The organism is Streptomyces sp. ATLC9, assembly GCF_057196705.1.
Genome location: NZ_JBXUOY010000081.1, coordinates 1 through 18528, shown reverse-complemented (window position 1 = coordinate 18528; position 18528 = coordinate 1). Strand labels below are relative to the sequence as shown.

Sequence of the window (18528 nt, the reverse complement as noted above, 5' to 3'; positions counted from 1 at the left end):
AGCCTCGGGCAGCGGTTGCGGGAGGACACCTGCGCGCGGGGCGCGTCGGCCCGGGGGCCGACGCCCCGGGGCCGGTCACACCCGGCCCGTACTGACGGGAACGCCGCATACGGGAGTACTCCCCTCCGCTCAAGGCAGAGTAAAGCAGAGCCAAGAAAAGGCAAAGCGAAGGGTGCGGACCCGCCCTGTCAGCGCCCGTGCCGCGGGCGGGCCTCGGCCACCCGTCCCAGCACCCGGGAGAGGATCCGGCTGCCCGGGGGCGGCAGAGGCGGCTCGACGGCCTCGGACTCGGCGGTGAGCCGGGCGAGGTCGCGCTCGAAGGCGGCACGGACCCGGCCGACGAGTTCGGCACGGCGTTCCCCGGCCCGGGCGCGGGCGACCTCCGCCGCGGCACCGAGCCGTGAGCGCGGGTCTCGGCCAGCGCCTCCTCCAGTTCCCGCTCCATGCGCGAGTCGGCGAAGTCGACCGCGCCGCGGTAGGCGGCGGTGCGGGCCAGGTCCCCGAACATGCCCCAGACATCGCCGCGTCCCCTCCCGCGTGTGTTCCACTGTGCTCCGCCCGGGCCCGGCCCGTTCCCCCCGCGGCCTCGCCGCGCCCTACAGGAGGGGTGTGATCGAGGGCATCAGGTCCTGGAAGGTGCGACCGTTGGCCTCGGTGCCCAGGGCGGTCATCTGCCAGCCCTCGCCCTGGCGGTGGACCTTGGCCATGATCTGCGCGGTGTGCCGGCCACCGCCGGTGAGGGTGTAGCGCGCCAGCTCCTGACCGTTGGTTTCGTCCACCAGCCGGCAGAAGGCGTTCTGCACCTCGGTGAAAGTCTGGCCGGTGAAGGAGTTCACGGTGAAGACGATCTGGTCGACGTGGACCGGGACCCGCTGGAGATCCACCAGGATCGCCTCGTCGTCGCCTCCCTGCCCGGCGCCGCCGACGAGGTTGTCACCGGTGTGCCGCACGGAGCCGTCGTCGCTCACCAGGTGGCGGAAGAAGACGACGTCCACCGGCTGCTGACCGGCGAAGAGCACCGCCGAGGCGTCCAGGTCGATCTCCTGGGTGCGCCGGCCGAACAGGCCGCGGCGGGGGGCCGCCTGCCAGCCGAGCCCCATCCGCACCGCGGTCAGGGTGCCCCCGTCGGACTTCTGCAGGCTGACCGCCTGTCCCTTGGACAAGTTGACCGTCACGTGCGTTCCCCTCTTTCCAGCTGTTGCGATCGGCCGCCGTCCGAGGCGACCGCCACGAACCCTACGCACCGCCGTCGGCGGCACGGACGGGGCGGCCGGGCTTTGTGTCGTTCCTGCAACACTTCCCCCTGCCCCGCCGCCCCGTGTCGCCCTCGTCTCACCGCAGGCCCGCCTCCCGCATCTGCCGCAGCTCCTTCTTCAGCTCGCCGACCTCGTCACGCAGCCGGGCGGCCACCTCGAACTTCAGCTCGGCCGCCGCGGCCCGCATGCGCTCGGTCATCTCCTCGATGAGTTCGGCGAGTTCGGCGGCGGGCCGGTCGGTGGGCCGGTCGGCCTCCCGGCTCACGCCTCCTCCGCCCCGCGCACCGTCGCCGTTTCCGCCGGCCGCGCGGCCGAGGTCGGGCACCGGGGCCTTGGCCCTGCGCTCCTCTCCCGCGCCCGGTTTGCGGTAGCCGCTGTCCAGCAGTTCCCGGGTGTCGACCTCCTCGCGCGCGATCGTCGCCACGATGTCGCCGATCTTCTTACGCAGGGGCTGCGGGTCGATGCCGTTCGCCTCGTTGTAGGCGATCTGCTTGGCCCGGCGACGGTTGGTCTCGTCGATGGCCCTGGCCATCGACGGGGTGATCTTGTCGGCGTACATGTGCACCTGGCCCGAGACGTTGCGCGCCGCGCGGCCGATGGTCTGGATCAGGGAGGTGCCCGAACGCAGGAAGCCCTCCTTGTCGGCGTCGAGGATGGCCACCAGCGAGACCTCCGGCAGGTCCAGTCCCTCACGCAGCAGGTTGATGCCGACCAGCACGTCGTACTCGCCGGCGCGCAGCTCGCGCAGCAGCTCCACCCGGCGCAGCGTGTCCACGTCGCTGTGCAGGTAGCGGACCTGGATGCCCAGTTCCAGGAAGTAGTCGGTCAGGTCCTCGGCCATCTTCTTGGTCAGCGTGGTGACCAGGACGCGCTCGTCCTTCTCGGTGCGGGTGCGGATCTCGTGCACCAGGTCGTCGATCTGGCCCTCGGTGGGCTTGACCACGACCTCCGGATCGACCAGACCGGTGGGGCGGATGATCTGCTCCACCACTTTGTCGGAGCGCGACAGCTCGTACTGCCCCGGGGTCGCCGAGAGATAGACCGTCTGCCCGACGCGCTCCTGGAACTCCTCCCACTTCAGTGGCCGGTTGTCCATCGCGGACGGCAGCCGGAAGCCGTGGTCGACCAGGGTCCGCTTCCGCGAGGCGTCGCCCTCGTACATGGCGCCGATCTGCGGGACGGTGACATGGGACTCGTCGATGACCAGCAGGAAGTCGTCGGGGAAGTAGTCGAGCAGGGTGTGCGGCGCCGAGCCCTTCTCACGGCCGTCGATGTGCAGCGAGTAGTTCTCGATGCCGGAGCAGGTGCCGATCTGCCGCATCATCTCGATGTCGTAGGTCGTCCGCATCCGCAGCCGCTGCGCCTCCAGCAGCTTGCCCTGCTTCTCCATGCGGGCGAGGGTCTCCTCCAGTTCCGCCTCGATCCCCGCGACGGCCCGCTCCATGCGCTCGGGGCCCGCGACGTAGTGGGAGGCGGGGAAGACGAACAGCTCCCGGTCCTCGGAGACGACCTCGCCGGTGAGCGGATGGAGCGTGGAGAGGGCCTCGATCTCGTCACCGAACATCTCGATGCGGACGGCCAGCTCCTCGTACACCGGGAAGATCTCGACCGTGTCGCCGCGCACCCGGAAGGTGCCCCGGGTGAACGCCATGTCGTTGCGGGTGTACTGGATGTCGACGAAGCGGCGCAGCAGCGTGTCCCGGTCGATCTCATCCCCGACCTTCAGCGGCACCATCCGGTCGACGTACTCCTGCGGCGTGCCCAGGCCGTAGATGCACGAGACGGAGGCGACCACGACGACGTCGCGCCGGGTGAGCAGCGAGTTCGTCGCGCTGTGGCGCAGCCGCTCGACCTCCTCGTTGATGGAGGAGTCCTTCTCGATGTAAGTGTCCGTCTGCGGGACGTACGCCTCGGGCTGGTAGTAGTCGTAGTACGACACGAAGTACTCGACGGCGTTGTTGGGCAGGAGCTCGCGGAACTCGTTGGCGAGCTGGGCCGCGAGCGTCTTGTTCGGCGCCATCACCAGAGTCGGCCGCTGGAGCCTCTCGATCATCCACGCGGTGGTCGCCGACTTGCCGGTGCCGGTCGCGCCCAGCAGGACGATGTCCTTCTCGCCGGCCGTGACGCGCCCGGCCAGCTCGTCGATGGCCGCCGGCTGGTCGCCGCTGGGCTGGTAGGGGCTGACGACCTCGAAGGGCGCCGTCCTGCGTTCGATCTGGGTCTGGGGCCGCATGCCCCCCACGTTACGTCCCCCCACCGACATCGGTGGGGGTACGCGGTTCCCGGCCGTACGGCCGACGGCGAGGGGGCTTTCCGTGAAGCGTTCAGGTTCTGTCCACTCCCCGCCCATGTAACCGGCCGCCGATGCCGGAATGCTTCTGGGGTCAGCGCACCGAAGACGTGAGGAGTCCCCCGTGTCCCTGCGCCCCGCTGCCATCGTCACCGGTTCACTCGCCGGCCTCTGCGCGCTCGTCCTGTCCGCCGCCTCCGCCCAGTCCGCTCCCCGGGCCGAACCGGAGGACGCCCCGCGGACCGCCGCGCCGGCGGCGGAGGCCCCCGTCCCGGTCGCGCACCGCGGGGCCTCCGGCTACGCGCCCGAGAACACCCTGGCCGCCGTCGACGCCGCCCGCGCCCTGGGCGTCAAGTGGGTGGAGAACGACGTGCAGCGCACCAGGGACGGCGAACTCGTCGTGATGCACGACGCCACCCTGAGCCGCACCACCGACGTCGAGGAGGTCTTCCCCGGCCGCGCGCCCTGGAGGGTCGCGGACTTCACCGCCGCCGAGATCGCCCGGCTGGACGCGGGAAGCTGGTTCGACCCGCTGTACGCCGGCGAGCGGGTGCCCACCCTGGAGCAGTACCTGCGGCATCTGGACCGCACCGGCCAGAACCTGCTGCTGGAGATCAAGCGGCCCGAGCTCTACCCGGGCATCGAGGCCGACATTCTGGGCGAGCTGCGCGGCGAGGGCTGGCTGGACCAGTGGCACGTACGGAGCAAGCTGGTCATCCAGAGCTTCGGGGCCGACTCGGTGCGGGCCGTGCACGATCAGGCGCCGGCCGTCAGAACCGGCTTCCTGGGCACCCCCGCCGTCGGCGAACTGCCGCGGTACGCGCTGTTCAGCGACCAGATCAACCCGCCCCACACCACCCTCACCGAGGAGTACGTACGGCAGGTCCACGCGCTCAAGGGCCCCCACGGCAAGCCGCTGGAGGTCTTCACCTGGACGGTGAACAGCGCGGAGGCGGCCCGCCGGGTCGCCGCCATGGGCGTGGACGGGATCATCTCCAACTACCCGGACGTCGTCCGGGACGGCGTGGAGGAGACGGCGCCGGAAGAGGCGCGGGAGACGGCCCGGGAGACGGGGCTCTCCTCCTCCGCCTCCTGACCGCCCGGCAGCCCGCCCCGCCGCGGACCGGACCGCGTCCGCGCCCCGGTCCGCGGCGGCGGTCGGTCCCCCATAGACTCGCCCCATGACCGAGACACCGGCCGAGGGCGCCGACGCGGCGCCGGCCTGGACCGTACGGAACACCCCGGTCGGCCCGCTGCTGCTCGCGGCGACCGGGCGTGGGCTGGTCACCGTCGTCTTCCACGCCGGGGAGCGGACGGTGCGCCGGTCCCTGGCCCGGCTCGCCGCACGGCTGGACGCCGAACCGGCTCCCGGCGGGGACGCTCCGGTCCTGACCGGGGCGGTCCGGGAGCTGGACGCGTACTTCCGCGGTGAGCTGCGGGAGTTCTCCCTGCCCCTGGACTGGTCCCTGACCTCCGGATTCAACGGACGGGTGCTGCGGACCCTGGCCGCCTCCGTGCCGTACGGCAGCACCGTCGGGTACCAGACCCTGGCCGACCGCGTCGGCGAGCCGGGCGCGGCCCGCGCGGTGGGTGTCGCGATGGGGTCCAACCCGCTGCCGATCGTGGTTCCGTGCCACCGGGTGGTGGAGAGCGGCGGCGGGCTCGGCGGATTCGGCGGCGGGCTGGAGACCAAGCGGACGCTGCTCGCCCTGGAGGGGGTCCTGCCGGCGCCGCTGTTCTGAGCCCGCCCGGCCCCGTACCGCCGTCAGGGTCCGGGGCGGAGAGCTCCTCCCCCGCGGCGCCCCCGCCCCCGGGTGTCCCGCACCCGTCCCCCGGCCGCCCTCGGCTGGCAGACTTCCTCCCGTGAAGGACACCCCCCGGACCTCCGACGCCGCTGACAGTCTCCCGGGCATACCCGGCCCCCGCACCGCTCCCGGCAGGGCCCCCCGCGGGGACGGTCTGACCGCGCTGCGCCGCCGCACCACCGCCGTGCTCGTGGCCGGCCAGATCCTGGGCGGGCTGGGCGTGGCCACGGGCATCGCGCTGGCCGCCGTACTGGCCGAGGACGTCAGCGGTTCCGAGGGGCTGTCCGGTCTGGCGATGACATCGTCGGTCCTGGGCACGGCCGTGCTGTCCCTGCCGTTCGCCGCCCTGACGGCCGCGCGCGGACGCCGCGCGGGCCTGACCGTGGGCTATCTGGCCGGCGCGGTGGGCGGGGGTGTGGTGGTGCTCGCCGCCGTCCTGGGCAGCTTCCCCCTTCTGCTGCTGGGCACGGCGGCCTTCGGCGCGGGATCCGCCGCCAACCTCCAGGCCCGTTTCGCGGCCGCCGACCTCGCCGAGCCCGCCCGCCGCGGGCGGGCCATCTCCACGGTGGTGTGGGCCACGACCATCGGCGCGGTCCTCGGTCCGAACATCGCCGCCCCGGCCGGGCGGAGCGTCAAGGGCCTCGGCGTGCCCGAGGCGGCGGGCCCGTTCCTGTGGGGCGCGGGCGTCTTCCTGCTGGCCGCGGCGCTGGTGTTCGTCCTGCTGCGGCCGGATCCCCTGCTCACCGCCCGGGCCCTGGCCGCCGCCGACGGGCAGGCCCCGGAGACCGCCGAGAGCCGCTCGCTGCGCGCCGGCCTCCTCGCCGTGGCCGCGTCACCGCGGGCCCGGCTGGCCCTGGTGGCCGTCGCGGGGTCCCACGCCACCATGGTCTCGATCATGGTGATGACCCCGGTCGACCTCGGTCACCACGGCGCGGGCATCGAACTGATCGGCCTGGTGATCAGCATCCACATCGCGGGCATGTACGCCTTTTCCCCGCTGATGGGCTGGCTGTGCGACCGCATCGGCCGGATCTCCGTCGTCCTGGTCGGTGTCGCGCTGCTGGCGTGCGCGGCGCTGGCCGCCGGTACGGCGGGCGGCGACCACGTCCGGAGTGCCGCGGGACTGTTCCTCCTCGGGCTGGGCTGGTCGGCCGGGCTGGTGGGCGGTTCCACGCTGCTCACCGACTCGGTGCCGCAGAGCGCCCGCGCGGCCGTCCAGGGACTGTCCGACCTGTCCATGAACGCCGCGGCCGGCGCGGGCGGCGCGCTCGCCGGCCTGGTCGTCGCCCAGGCGGGCTACGGCTGGCTCAACGCGATGGGCGCGGCCCTGCTCCTGCCGGTCGCCGCGCTCGCCCTGCGCCTGCGGCTCCGCGCCCCGGCCGCGGACGGCCGGTGACACGCCCCGTCCCGGCACCATGGCACGGCGCGACACCGCACGCCGCGGCGCGACACGGCGTCCCGGCGCACCGCGGCGGCGTACGGGCCCGCGGGCCGGACACCCCGGTCATCCCCTCGGATACACCTGGAAGGCCACGGCCCGCCGCCCGCCGGTGCGCTCGGCGGCCATGTCCATCACACCGCTGACGAACTCGCGGGCGTACTCGGCCGGTTCCCTCCCGCCGAGCGCCTCGATGTACGCGCGGTGCTCGGCGAGCGAGGCGACCGCGCGGTCCACGTCCTCCTCCGTCACCTCCACGGCGTGCGTCGGGCGCGGCGACCCGGCGACCGCCACCCAGCGCACGCCGTCCCACGGCTCCAGCCCCTGCCGGGCCAGATCGGTGAAGATCCAGCGGTTGCCCGCGTCCCCGGCCGCGTCCAGCACCGCGCGCCCGACGGCCCGGTGGTCGGGGGTGTTCCAGTTGACGCCGCCCCAGGTCTCGTGGTGGTTGAGGGTGACGAGCAGGTCGGGCCGGTGACGGCGGATCGCGGCGGTCAGGTCGCGGCGCAGGGCGACGCCCTCCTCGACGACCCCGTCCCGGTGGTCCAGGAACTCCACCCTCTCCACCCCGACCACGGCCGCGCTCGCCCGCTGCTCCGCCTCCCGCACCCGTGCCGCCCGCCCGGGTTCCATGGTGTCGATCCCCGCCTCGCCCCGGGTCACCAGCAGGTAGGCGACCTCCCGCCCGGCGGAGGTCCACCGCGCGATCGCGGCGGCGGCGCCGTACTCCAGGTCGTCGGGGTGCGCGACGATCGCGAGCGCGCGGTTCCAGTCCCCGGGCATGGGGCTGAGCCGGTCGTCCACGGCGGCGTCCACGGTGGCCTCCTCCTCGGCAGCGCTGTGGGTCGGTTGTGCCGTACCGGGCCGGTATGCGCCCGGGTCAGCGCCAGCCGTACCGCCGCTGGAGGCTGTGCACGACCCGGTTGAACCTCGCCCTGTCCAGTGCGCACGCCTCGCGCCGCATGCCCTGCGGGTGGACGCGCAGCACCCGGTCCAGGTCCACCCACGAGTCCCGCCCGGAGCGGTCCCAGGGGCCGGAGCCCAGCGGTACCCAGTCGTGCTCGCCGTCCCGCCGTCTGCTGGAGAGCTGGACGGCGAGCAGGGTGCCGGCCGCTTCGCGCGCCACCACCAGAACGGGCCGGTCCTTGCCCCGTCCGTCCATCTCCTCGTACGGCACCCAGGTCCAGACGATCTCTCCGGGGTCGGGGTCGCCGTCCGGGTCGGGCTCGTAAGCCGTCCGCACGGCGCCCACCTCGTCCGCCCGCGCCTGTGTCGTCGCGGCCGGCCCCCCGCTCCCCGGGGCGTCCCCGGGCCCGCCGGCCGCCCTCGCCTCTTCCGTGGTCACGGGCGCAGGCTACCGCCACCGTCGCCCGCCGCCGGCACCGGTCCGGCCGTCTGCCGGGGAGCCCTGCTGACGCGGCGTAAGTCCCGTGGGCCGGGACCGCGGACGCGTCGGACCGATACGGCGCGAGTGCGTCGCCCCCGTCCCCCGTACCAGCGTCGGGTTGGCCCTCCGCCCCCGGTCGTGCGGCCGGACGGGCCCCGGGGGCCCGGGGCTCCCGCCCGGACGGGATACCCCGAGCCGCTTCTCCCGGTGGACCACCGGCCTCAGTACAGATTCAGCCCGTGCGCGGTCAGGACCGGGAGGACGGGCTGGTAGTACGTGACGCCGCCGAAGGCGCAGTTGCCGCTGCCACTGCCACCCAGGATGATGCCGAGGATCCTGGTGCCCGAGAACCCCAGGGTGCCCTTGTCGAACGAATCCGGGCAGACACTCGAGCTGAACAGCCCGTCAACGGGGCCGCCTCCGTAGTCGAGCGTGACGCCGACCGCGGTGACCCGGCCGCACCGGGACCCAGTGGCCGAGCCCTGGTGGCAGATGTTCTGGCCGACCGAGGGGCTGGAGACTCCCGTGAACCCCGTCCCGCCCGGGTGGGTGGACAGCACGCCGGGGTAGGACAGCGAGGGGTTGGTGTAACGGATGATCCCGTAGTCGTCACCGGGGAAGCTCCTGGCCTCGGTGGTGCCGACCGGCACGGTCCACGCCGCGTCGGCGTACCAGGTGGAGGTCGTCGCCCCCATGCAGTGCCCCAGGACGAGCCCGTAGTACTCGCTGCCCCCGCGTGCGTTGAGGGACACCTTGCAGCGGTGGCCGTCGCTGCTGTACAGCAGGCTGCCGCTGCCCACGGTGGTCGAAGCCTGCGCGGGTGCGGCGGAGGCCGCGGGAGCGCCGAGGAGCACGGCGGCGAGGAGCGCCAGTAACGCCGGAACGGTCGGGGGTACGGATGGACGTCTCATGATTCCTCCCGATGGGGACGGCACCGGCAGGTACTGCCGGTGCCCCGATTCTGGGGGGAACCGACCCTTCGCACCAGACCGTCCGGTCGGCCGGGCCGAACACGGCGCCTCGGCACGGCCGGCGGATTCCGGGGAGCACACGCCCGTGCGCAGCGCCCCCTTCGTCTCCGGGAACACTGTCCGGCAGGCCACCTCCCCCGAGATGTCCCTGCGGCCCGGGCAGTCGACCCGGTGTGTGGTGGACGGCGAGGGTTTCGTGATCACGCGTCCCGGCGAGCTCGTCCGGGTGGCCACGTGCCGGCCTACGCGGTCCGCCGGCACGGCGGAAGTCCCGCACGCCGCTCGGCCGGTGCGCGGGTCCCCACCCGGCGCGCCCGGAGGCGGGCCGGGGCCGATACGGTGTGAGGGTGTCGCCTTCCCTCCGTTCCCCGTCCCGAGCCCCGCACCGGCTCTGCCGTCTCAACGGACTCCTCCACCGGCGCCCCCTCCGGACGCGGTGCCGTCCGGCTGCCGGGAGGGAACACGCCGGACGCCCGCCGTCCGGGACCGCGGCCGGGCGGATGGTCGTCTGCCCGCGGCTGTGCGGTCACCTGCCGCCGCCCGCGACCCGCTGACCCGTCCGCGTACACCGCCCGCCCGCGGCGTCTTCCGCGCGGACGACGGTCTCCTTCGGGAAGGCCGGCCGGTTCGCCCCCGTCCGAGTGCCTGCCGGTGTACCACGGTCACGGCCGCGTCCGAGGGCTTCAGTACAGATTCAGCCCGTGCGCGGCCAGGATCTGGGTGACGGGCTGGTAGTACGTGACGCCGCCGAAGGCGCAGTTGCCGCTGCCACCCACGATGATGCCGAGGGCCGTGGTGCCGGAGAAGGCGGGGCCTCCTTCGTCGCCCACCTCCGAGCAGGCGTTGGATCTGAACAGCCCGTGGAGAGTGCCGCCGGGGTAGTTGACCGTGACGTTGACCGCGGTGACCGTGCCGCAGCGCAGCCCACTGGTCCGGCCCATGTGGCAGACGGACTGGCCCACGCGGGGAGAGGCGGCCCCGGTGATGTCCCGGACGGCCCCGCCGCCCAGGCTCACCTCTCCGGGGTAGGCCAGCAAAGTGTTGGTGTAGCGGATGACCCCGTAGGTGTCACCGGGGAAGCTTCCGGCCCCGGTGGTGCCGACCGGCACGGTCCGCGCCGCGTCGGCGTACCAGGTGGAGGCCGTCGCCCCCAGGCAGTGGCCTGCGAGGATGCCGTGGTACTCACTGCCGCGGCGGGCGTTGAAGGCCACCACGCAGTAACGGCCCCGGTCGTCGTACAGTACGTCGCCGCCGCGCACGGCGGTCGGCGCCGCCGAAGCGGTGGGGGCGCCGAGGAGCACGGTGGCCAAGGCCGCCAGTAACGCCAGGACGGTCGTGGGGACGGGCGGGCGTCTCATGGTTCCTCCCGGTGGGGACGGTGCCGGTGGGTGCTGTCGGTACCCCAATGCTGGGGAAAACCGTCCCTCTCCACCAGACCGCCCGCCCCGGCCACCCTTCCCGCGCCGCGGGGCTCAGCCCCCGCACTGCCGCAGCATCGTCTCCTTGTCCGCGGCCGTCACCGGCATCCCGTACTCCAGGGCCACCTGCGCGAAGCGCACCGCGTAGGCGCAGCGGACCGGCTTGTTCGGCGGCAGCCAGGAGGCCGGACCGGAGTCGCCCTTGACCGAGTTGGCGCGGCCCTCGACCGGCAGCAGGTTCAGCGGGTCGTTGGCGAGCCGCTCGCGCTTGTCCTCCGGCCAGCGCGCGGCACCCATCTGCCAGGCGTACGACAGCGGCACCACGTGGTCGATCTGCACCTCGGCGGCGTCCTGCTTCTTCCAGGCGATCTCCTTGCCCGTGTACGGGTCGGCCAGCGTCATGGCGACGACCACGCAGTCGGAGCCGGAGCGGAACCGCAGCCCTTCGCCGTCGCGGGCGAGGAGGTCGTTGCGGGTGTCGCAGCCGTTGCGCGCGAGCGGCACTCCGTCGGCGGTGTCCATCCAGGCGTAGCCGAACTCGTCGCGGTCGTAGCCCGTCCTGGGCCCGCGCCCCTTGGTCGCCAGCTCCGACACGATCTCGCGGGCCCTCTCACGGCCCTGTGCGGAGGAGACCGGCGCCAGTCCCGGACCGGTGCCCTCCTCGTTCTCCAGCGGGCTGACGGCATGTCCGGCGGACGGTCCGGACTCCGGCCCCGGGGACGGGACTTCGAGGTCGACCGACTCGCAGCCCGTCAGGAACAGGGCGGCGCCCAGTGCGAGAGCGGAGGCGGAGACCGGGCGGAGGGCTGATATCGGCACGGGCTGTCCAGGGTCGGGGCGGGTGCGGACGGCGGGCCCGGCGCTGTGGACGGAGCCGGGCCACCGCCCATTCTTCCCCGGCGCCCGGGGCGAAATCCGACCGCCCCCCGGCGGGCGGAGGACAGTGGGCGGCTGTCGAAGCCTGCCGATCCCGCCGGGCGTCTCACGACCGGCCGTTTCGGACCCGTCGGTCCCGAGGTGGACGCCGCCGGTGCCCACCTCCCGCACCCCGGCACCGGAAGGCTGGGCGGGCCGGTGGATGGAGGAGGGTCTTCTTCACGAGCGGCCCGCGCGCCCGCACGGGAGGGGCTCCCCCGCGCGGGCGCGCCGGACGGCGGTCAGGCGGCGCGGTCGCCGAAGCGGGCCGCCTCCCAGAAGTCCGGCCGGGGGTCCAGCGCCGCCGCCAGGCGGAAGTGGCGCAGCGCCTCCTCATCGCGGCCCGCGCGCTCCAGGGTGCGGCCGAGGGCGAAGTGCGCGAAGGAGTTGTCCGGCTCGCGCTCCAGGACGACCTGGAACTCCTCCTCGGCGGCGCGCAGCTGGGCGCTGAGGAAGAAAGCACGGGCGCGCAGCAGGCGGACGGACGTCTTCTCCGGGAAGGCCGTGACGACGGACTCCAGGAGCTTCAGCGCGCCCCTGGGATCGCGGGCGGCCAGCAGCTGCTCCGCGGCGCGGTACTGGATGACATGGGTCTCGGGCGTGGTCTCGGGCACGTCGACGCCTCCTCGACCGGGATCGGCCGCGTCGCACCGACCGCGGGATCACGGGTTCTTCGGGGTACGGGGGTTGTTCCGGGGCGTTACGGGACGTCCGAGGACGCCCTGGGACGTCTTGGTGTACCGCCACGGCAACGCGCCGCCGCACGGGCGTATTCCCTGCCGCCCTGGTGCGGGGATTCTTCCCGGAGCGGGAGGCGGCCAAGCACGGCGCCGCGACCGCGGGACGCCCGCCTCTCTCAGGCGCGCCCGCCGGCGCGTTCCCTCAGCCGCCGCCAGACCCCGGCGACCTGGGGCTCCAGCTTCTCCAGGGGGCCGTCGTTGTCGATGACGATGTCCGCGACCGCCAGCCGCTCCTCGCGCGTCGCCTGGGCGGCCATCCGGCCGCGGGCGTCGGCCTCCTCCATGCCGCGCAGCCGCACCAGCCGGTCGAGCTGGGTGGCCGGGGAGGCGTCGACGACGACCACCAGGTCGTACAGGGGCGCGAGACCGTTCTCCGTCAGCAGCGGTACGTCGTGGACGACCACCGCGTCCTCACCGGCAGCGCGCTGGAGCTCGGCCGAGCGCGCCCCGACCAGAGGATGGACGATCGCGTTGAGCGCCTTCAGCCTCTCCGGGTCGTTGAAGACGATCGAGCCGAGCCGGGGCCGGTCCAGGGCGCCGTCCGGGGCGAGGACCTCCTCGCCGAACTCGGCGACCACCGCGGCCAGCCCCTCGGTGCCCGGCTCGACGACCTCACGGGCGATCCGGTCGGCGTCGACGATCACGGCGCCACACGCGCCGAGTAGCCGCGAGACCTCGCTCTTGCCCGCGCCGATCCCGCCCGTCAGCCCCACGGAGAACATGGCCGCGCCTCCACATGTGCCCGTGCCCGCGCCACGCCCCGCGCCGGACGGCGGGGCCGTGTGCCGCGCGCGGCGTCGTCCGCGGCGGCTGCCGTCACCCTATCCGAGCGCGGGCGGGGCCGGGTCAGGGCCGGGAGCCTCCCGCGTCGTCGGCGCCTCCGTCCCCGCTCTCGCGCTCGGCCAGGAAACGTTCGAAGACCTCTCCCAGCTCCTCCGCCGAAGGCAGTTCGGCGGGCTCGGCGACCAGGCTGCCACGGGTCTCGGCCCCGGCCACGGCGTCGTACTGCTGTTCCAGCCCGCGGACGACCGCGATCAGCTCACCGTCCCCCTCCGCGAGCTGCCGCTCGATCTCCTCCTGTACGCGGTGCGCGTCCTTGCGCAGCGTCCGGGTGGTCTCCGGCAGCACCAGCCCGGTGGCCGCGGTGATCGACTCGATCACGGTCAGGGCTGCGTCGGGGTAGGTGGAGCGGGCCACGTAGTGCGGGACGTGCGCGGCGAAGCCCAGTACGTCGTGGCCGGACTCGGCCAGCCGCAGCTCCAGCAGCGAGGCGGCGCTGCCGGGGACCTGCGCCTCGTCGAAGGGGGTGTCCCGTACGGGGGTGAGGTCGAGGCGGTTGCCGTGCGGGGTGAGGCCGACGGGACGGGTGTGGGGCACCCCCATGGGGATGCCGTGGAAGCCGACGGACAGCCGCACACCGAGCCGCTCGACGATCTCGAGTACGGCGGCCGCGAACCGCTCCCACTCGACGTCCGGCTCGGGGCCGGCCAGCAGCAGAAAGGGGGTACCGGTGCCGTCCCGCAGGAGCCGCAGCTCCAGCCGGGGGGTGTCGTAGGAGGCCCAGTGGTCGCGCCGGAAGGTCATCACCGGGCGGCGGGCGCGGTAGTCGATGAGGCGGTCCGCGTCGAAGCGGGCGACGGTCGTGCGCGGGCCGTGGTCCAGCAGTGCCTCGACGATCTGCCCGCCGGTCTCGCCGGCGTCTATGAAGCCCTCGAAGTGGTAGAGCATGACGGGCCCGGCGCCGCCCGGCTCGCCGACGACCTCCTGGGCCTCCGCCAGGCCGGTCGGATCCCATGCGTACAAACCCTGCGGGTCCAGCACTTTCGTCGCTCCTCCGTGTCGCTTCCGTCTGTCGGCAACATCCACAGCCTCATGCGCATTCCCCCGACCGGGCGGCCGGCAGACCTCTTCGGCAACGCATCGTGCCGTCCTCGCCCGGCTTCCCGGCGCCGGGGCCCTGCCCCTCCCCGCCCGGGGACGCCGCAGGGCCCCCTCCCCGCCCGGGGAGGGGGCCCTGCTTCACGCGCTACCGCGGGTTTCCACGCGCCGGCCTGCCGGCCGCCGTGGGCCTGCGGGTCAGCTCTGGCCGCCCGCGAGCTTCTCGCGGAGGGCCGCCAGGGCCTCGTCCGACGCCAGGGCGCCGGAGTTGTCGCCCGACTCCGAGGAGTACGAGCCGCCGCCGCCACCGGTGCCGCCGCCACCCTGCGGGGCACCGCCGCCGCCGGCGCCCTCGGCCTCGGCCTGGGCGTCGGCCTCGCGGGACTTGAGGACCTGCGCCTGGTGCTGCTCGAAGCGCTGCTGCGCCTCGGCGTACTGGCGCTCCCACTCCTCGCGCTGCTTCTCGTAACCCGGCAGCCAGTCGTTGGCCTCCGGGTCGAAGCCCTCGGGGTAGATGTAGTTGCCCTGGTCGTCGTAGGACGCGGCCATGCCGTACAGGGTCGGGTCGAACTCGACCGCCATCGGGTCGGCGCCGAAGGACTCGTTGGCCTGCTTCAGCGAGAGGCTGATCCGGCGGCGCTCCAGGTCGATGTCGATGACCTTGACGAAGATCTCGTCGTTGACCTGGACGACCTGCTCCGGGATCTCCACGTGGCGCTCGGCCAGCTCGGAGATGTGGACCAGGCCCTCGATGCCCTCGTCGACGCGGACGAACGCACCGAACGGCACCAGCTTGGTGACCTTGCCGGGCACGACCTGGCCGATCTGGTGGGTCCGGGCGAACTGCTGCCACGGGTCTTCCTGGGTCGCCTTGAGCGACAGGGAGACGCGCTCGCGGTCCATGTCGACGTCCAGGACCTCGACCGTGACCTCCTGGCCGACCTCGACGACCTCGGACGGGTGGTCGATGTGCTTCCAGGACAGCTCGGAGACGTGGACCAGACCGTCCACGCCGCCCAGGTCCACGAAGGCGCCGAAGTTGACGATCGAGGAGACGACGCCGGACCGCACCTGGCCCTTCTGGAGGGTGGTGAGGAAGGTCTGGCGGACCTCGGACTGGGTCTGCTCCAGCCAGGCACGGCGGGAGAGGACCACGTTGTTGCGGTTCTTGTCCAGCTCGATGATCTTGGCCTCGAGCTCCTTGCCGACGTACGGCTGGAGGTCGCGGACACGGCGCATCTCGACCAGGGAGGCCGGCAGGAAGCCGCGGAGGCCGATGTCGAGGATGAGACCACCCTTGACGACCTCGATGACGGTACCGGTGACGATGCCGTCCTCTTCCTTGATCTTCTCGATGGTGCCCCAGGCCCGCTCGTACTGGGCACGCTTCTTCGAGAGGATCAGGCGGCCCTCCTTGTCCTCCTTCTGGAGGACAAGGGCCTCGATCTCGTCACCGACGGCGACGACCTCGTTCGGGTCGACATCGTGTTTGATCGACAGCTCTCGGGAAGGGATGACACCTTCGGTCTTGTAGCCGATGTCGAGCAGGACCTCGTCCCGGTCGACCTTCACGATGACGCCGTCGACGATGTCGCCGTCGTTGAAGTACTTGATCGTCTCGTCGATCGCGGCGAGGAAGGCTTCCTCGGAACCGATGTCGTTAACCGCAACCTGCGGGGTGGTCACGGTGGTCTCGGTGCTGCTCGTCATGTGGAAAAGGGCTCCGGTACGGACATTGAAGTCGTAGGTACTGCTACGCCGAGAGCCCGTATCGCACTGCCGAAGCCGGACAGCCTGAGAGGTGCTCCACCGAAGATCTCCGAGGAAACCATGAGCACCTCGACAACCGAGGGGACATACAACAGATGCGAGCGCGACCTGCTCCGTCTGAGGCGCGCAGGCCCGCAGCGCAACTTGTAGCATACGGGGGCGGCCGGGCGGGGTCAATGCGCGAACGAGGACACACGGGGCATTGATCCCATATCCGGCACAAGTCGCCGGTTCCGCGTCCGGTTCCCGCCTCCCCCGGAGGCCCGCCGGCGCTCTCCGGCTCCTCCACTCCGGTCCGCTCCTGCCGCGCGCCGGAACCGAAGGCTACGACGACGGGCGAGATGAACCAAGACAGCGAACCGGAGCCGGAGGCGGCCCGCCGCGACGCGGACGCCGCCGAGAGCAGCCGGGCCAGCCGCGGCTGGTGGGACCGGAACGCCGACGAGTACCAGCGCGAGCACGGCGGCTTCCTCGGCGACGACCGCTTCGTGTGGGGCCCGGAGGGCCTGGACGAGGAGGAGGCCGGTCTGCTGGGCCCGGCCGAGCGGCTGGCCGGCCGCACGGTGCTGGAGGTCGGCGCGGGGGCGGCGCAGTGCTCGCGCTGGCTGGCGGCGCGCGGAGCACGCCCGGTGGCACTGGACATCTCGTACCGGCAGTTGCGGCACGCGCTGCGCATCGACGGCGCCGCCCCGGCGTTCCCCCTGGTGCAGGCCGACGCCGGTGCGCTGCCCTTCATCGACGGCTCCTTCGACCTGGCCTGCTCCGCCTACGGTGCGCTGCCCTTCGTCGCCGATCCGGTGCGGGTGCTGCGCGAGGTGCGCCGTGTCCTGCGGCCGGGCGGCCGGTGGGTGTTCTCCGTGACGCACCCGATCCGCTGGGCGTTCCCCGACGAACCGGGGGCGGAGGGGCTGACGGCCGCCGCCTCCTACTTCGACCGCACCCCCTACGTGGAGCAGGACGAGCGGGGGCGCGCCGTCTACGTCGAGCACCACCGCACCCTCGGCGACCGCGTGCGCGATCTCGCCGCCGCCGGCTTCCGCCTGGTGGACCTGGTGGAGCCGGAGTGGCCCGGGTGGAACCGCCAGGAGTGGGGAGGCTGGTCGCCGCTGCGCGGCCGGCTGATCCCGGGCACCGCGATCTTCGTCTGCGAACGGGACCGGTGATCCACCGGGGTTCCCCGGGCGTCTTCCGGGCACTGCGAGGATGGGGGCATGCCCCCGCGGACCGATGCCCTGCGCCAGCTGCCCGTACGCGCCGCCCTGCCCGCGCTGGAGGCGGCCCTCGACACGCGCGGGGCGGCCGTGCTGTGCGCCCCTCCGGGCACGGGCAAGACCACCTTGGTGCCGCTCGCCCTGGCCGGGCTCGCCGGTCCGGGGGAAGGGGCTCCGGCACGGCGCGTACTCGTCGCCGAACCGCGCCGGATCGCGGTGCGGGCCGCGGCGCGGCGGATGGCCTGGCTGCTGGGTGAGGCCGTCGGTGAGCGGGTCGGGTTCACCGTGCGCGGGGAGCGGGCGGTCGGCTCCGGGTGCCTGGTGGAGGTGGTGACCACCGGTGTGCTGCTCCAGCGGCTCCAGCGGGACCCGGAGCTGCCCGGGGTGGACACGGTGGTGCTGGACGAGTGCCACGAGCGGCACCTGGACGCGGACACCGCCGCGGCCTTCCTGCTGGACGTACGCGCCGCGCTGCGGCCACGGCTGCGTCTGGTCGCGGCCTCGGCCACCACCGACACCGGGGCCTGGGCCCGGCTGCTGGACGCGCCCGTGGTGGAGGCGCCCGGCGCCTCCCATCCGGTGCGGGTGGTGTGGGCGCCCCCGGCCCGCCCGGTGCGGCCCGCGCACGGCACACGGGTGGACCCGGCCCTGCTGGAGCACGTCGCGGACACGGTGCGCCGGGCACTGCGGGAGGAGAAGGGCGACGTGCTGTGCTTCCTGCCGGGGACCGGGGAGATCGCCCGGGTGGCCGCCCTGCTGGGCGGCGGGACCGGCGCCGAGGTGCTCCAGGTGCACGGTCGGGCTCCGGCCGCCGTCCAGGACGCGGTGCTGGCGGGTCCGGCCGGGCGGCGGGTGGTGCTGGCCACGGCGGTGGCCGAGTCCAGCCTGACGGTGCCGGGGGTGCGGATGGTGGTGGACGCGGGGCTGTCCCGCGAGCCGCGCACCGACCACGCCCGGGGGCTGAGCGCGCTGGCGACGGTGCGGGTCTCGCGGGCTTCGGCCCGGCAGCGCGCCGGACGGGCCGGTCGCGAGGCGCCGGGAGTGGTCTACCGCTGCTGGCCTCAGGCCGAGCACGAGCGGCTGCCGCGCTTCCCCTCCCCCGAGATCGCCGTCGCCGACCTCACCGCCTTCGCGCTGCGGGCGGCATGCTGGGGTGATCCGGACGCGCGCGGGCTGGCACTGCCCGACGCGCCTCCGCAGGGCGCGATGGCGGCGGCCCGCGAGGTGCTGCGTGCCATCGGCGCCGTGGACGCGCGGGGGCGGGCCACGGAACGCGGGAAGGCCATGGCCGCGCTGGGCCTGCACCCCCGGCTGGCGCGCGCCCTCCTGGACGCCGCCCCCCTGGTGGGAAAGCGGCGGGCCGCCGAGGTGGTGGCGCTGCTGAGCGAGGAGCCGCCGCGGGAGTACGGCGACGAGGCGGCGGCGGTGTGGCGCGCCGCGCGCCGGGGC

17 protein-coding genes are annotated in these 18528 nt (G+C 73.8%); 6 read left to right on the top strand and 11 right to left on the bottom strand.

The features are described 5' to 3' along the window. Positions 1 to 197: 197 nt before the first annotated feature. Positions 198 to 404, top strand: coding sequence for a hypothetical protein (locus AC2CJA_RS11565; protein ID WP_484602581.1), 207 nt, complete (start codon positions 198 to 200; stop codon positions 402 to 404). Between the two features lie 192 nt (positions 405 to 596). Here the strand turns inward: AC2CJA_RS11565 and AC2CJA_RS11560 are convergent, their stop codons facing one another. Both AC2CJA_RS11560 and uvrB read right to left on the bottom strand, forming a co-directional pair. Beyond that, complete coding sequence (locus tag AC2CJA_RS11560) at positions 597 to 1175, bottom strand: TerD family protein (RefSeq protein ID WP_484602580.1); 579 nt, start codon at positions 1173 to 1175, stop codon at positions 597 to 599. A 157-nt stretch (positions 1176 to 1332) separates the two neighbouring features. Further along, the gene (gene uvrB, locus AC2CJA_RS11555) at positions 1333 to 3489 is read right to left on the bottom strand and encodes an excinuclease ABC subunit UvrB (protein ID WP_484602579.1); all 2157 of its coding nucleotides are present in this window, start codon (positions 3487 to 3489) and stop codon (positions 1333 to 1335) included. 139 nt (positions 3490 to 3628) lie between these two features. Here uvrB and AC2CJA_RS11550 point away from each other — a divergent pair, with 139 nt between their 5' ends. The 3 genes from AC2CJA_RS11550 (at position 3629) to AC2CJA_RS11540 (ending at position 6747) form a co-directional block, all read left to right on the top strand. Further along, complete coding sequence (locus tag AC2CJA_RS11550; protein WP_484602578.1) at positions 3629 to 4642, top strand: glycerophosphodiester phosphodiesterase; 1014 nt, start codon at positions 3629 to 3631, stop codon at positions 4640 to 4642. An 85-nt stretch (positions 4643 to 4727) separates the two neighbouring features. Beyond that, entirely contained in the window at positions 4728 to 5288 is a 561-nt protein-coding gene (locus tag AC2CJA_RS11545; RefSeq protein ID WP_484602577.1) for a methylated-DNA--[protein]-cysteine S-methyltransferase, read from the top strand. 169 nt (positions 5289 to 5457) lie between these two features. Continuing rightward, entirely contained in the window at positions 5458 to 6747 is a 1290-nt protein-coding gene (locus AC2CJA_RS11540; RefSeq protein ID WP_484602583.1) for an MFS transporter, read from the top strand. A gap of 108 nt (positions 6748 to 6855) precedes the next feature. Here the strand turns inward: AC2CJA_RS11540 and AC2CJA_RS11535 are convergent, their stop codons facing one another. From AC2CJA_RS11535 to rpsA, 9 genes are all read right to left on the bottom strand, one after another. Continuing rightward, complete coding sequence (locus tag AC2CJA_RS11535; protein WP_484602582.1) at positions 6856 to 7572, bottom strand: PIG-L deacetylase family protein; 717 nt, start codon at positions 7570 to 7572, stop codon at positions 6856 to 6858. 97 nt (positions 7573 to 7669) lie between these two features. After that, positions 7670 to 8134 carry a type II toxin-antitoxin system PemK/MazF family toxin gene (locus AC2CJA_RS11530; protein WP_484602576.1) on the bottom strand — a complete coding sequence of 155 codons (465 nt, stop codon included), beginning with the start codon at positions 8132 to 8134 and terminating at the stop codon, positions 7670 to 7672. Between the two features lie 263 nt (positions 8135 to 8397). Further along, positions 8398 to 9087: a S1 family peptidase gene (locus tag AC2CJA_RS11525; RefSeq protein WP_484602575.1), complete on the bottom strand. Its 690-nt coding sequence runs from the start codon at positions 9085 to 9087 to the stop codon at positions 8398 to 8400. A 743-nt stretch (positions 9088 to 9830) separates the two neighbouring features. After that, positions 9831 to 10505, bottom strand: coding sequence for a S1 family peptidase (locus AC2CJA_RS11520; protein WP_484602574.1), 675 nt, complete (start codon positions 10503 to 10505; stop codon positions 9831 to 9833). Between the two features lie 114 nt (positions 10506 to 10619). Next, positions 10620 to 11384: an HNH endonuclease family protein gene (locus AC2CJA_RS11515; protein WP_484602573.1), complete on the bottom strand. Its 765-nt coding sequence runs from the start codon at positions 11382 to 11384 to the stop codon at positions 10620 to 10622. 338 nt (positions 11385 to 11722) lie between these two features. After that, positions 11723 to 12094 (bottom strand): tetratricopeptide repeat protein, encoded by a 372-nt coding sequence (locus tag AC2CJA_RS11510; RefSeq protein ID WP_241712776.1) that lies wholly within the window; start codon positions 12092 to 12094, stop codon positions 11723 to 11725. 242 nt (positions 12095 to 12336) lie between these two features. After that, complete coding sequence (gene coaE, locus AC2CJA_RS11505; protein ID WP_484602572.1) at positions 12337 to 12942, bottom strand: dephospho-CoA kinase; 606 nt, start codon at positions 12940 to 12942, stop codon at positions 12337 to 12339. Between the two features lie 124 nt (positions 12943 to 13066). After that, the gene (locus AC2CJA_RS11500) at positions 13067 to 14041 is read right to left on the bottom strand and encodes a PAC2 family protein (protein WP_484602571.1); all 975 of its coding nucleotides are present in this window, start codon (positions 14039 to 14041) and stop codon (positions 13067 to 13069) included. A 255-nt stretch (positions 14042 to 14296) separates the two neighbouring features. Further along, entirely contained in the window at positions 14297 to 15808 is a 1512-nt protein-coding gene (rpsA, locus tag AC2CJA_RS11495; RefSeq protein WP_484602570.1) for a 30S ribosomal protein S1, read from the bottom strand. Between the two features lie 401 nt (positions 15809 to 16209). Between rpsA and AC2CJA_RS11490 the strand changes: the two genes are divergently transcribed. Further along, complete coding sequence (locus AC2CJA_RS11490; RefSeq protein WP_484602569.1) at positions 16210 to 17031, top strand: class I SAM-dependent methyltransferase; 822 nt, start codon at positions 16210 to 16212, stop codon at positions 17029 to 17031. Positions 17032 to 17079: 48 nt separating this feature from the next. Next, a partial coding sequence (locus tag AC2CJA_RS11485) for a helicase-related protein (RefSeq protein ID WP_484602568.1) occupies positions 17080 to 18528 on the top strand: 1449 nt, incomplete at its 3' end.

Coding starts and splice junctions, on each gene's coding strand:
- coaE (WP_484602572.1), bottom strand. CDS start 12,942: ATGTTCTCCGTGGGGCTGACGGGCGGGATCGGCGCGGGCAAGAGCGAG.
- AC2CJA_RS11550 (WP_484602578.1), top strand. CDS start 3,629: ATGCTTCTGGGGTCAGCGCACCGAAGACGTGAGGAGTCCCCCGTGTCC.
- AC2CJA_RS11520 (WP_484602574.1), bottom strand. CDS start 10,505: ATGAGACGCCCGCCCGTCCCCACGACCGTCCTGGCGTTACTGGCGGCC.
- rpsA (WP_484602570.1), bottom strand. CDS start 15,808: ATGACGAGCAGCACCGAGACCACCGTGACCACCCCGCAGGTTGCGGTT.
- AC2CJA_RS11545 (WP_484602577.1), top strand. CDS start 4,728: ATGACCGAGACACCGGCCGAGGGCGCCGACGCGGCGCCGGCCTGGACC.
- AC2CJA_RS11535 (WP_484602582.1), bottom strand. CDS start 7,572: ATGCCCGGGGACTGGAACCGCGCGCTCGCGATCGTCGCGCACCCCGAC.
- uvrB (WP_484602579.1), bottom strand. CDS start 3,489: ATGCGGCCCCAGACCCAGATCGAACGCAGGACGGCGCCCTTCGAGGTC.
- AC2CJA_RS11490 (WP_484602569.1), top strand. CDS start 16,210: ATGAACCAAGACAGCGAACCGGAGCCGGAGGCGGCCCGCCGCGACGCG.
- AC2CJA_RS11525 (WP_484602575.1), bottom strand. CDS start 9,087: ATGAGACGTCCATCCGTACCCCCGACCGTTCCGGCGTTACTGGCGCTC.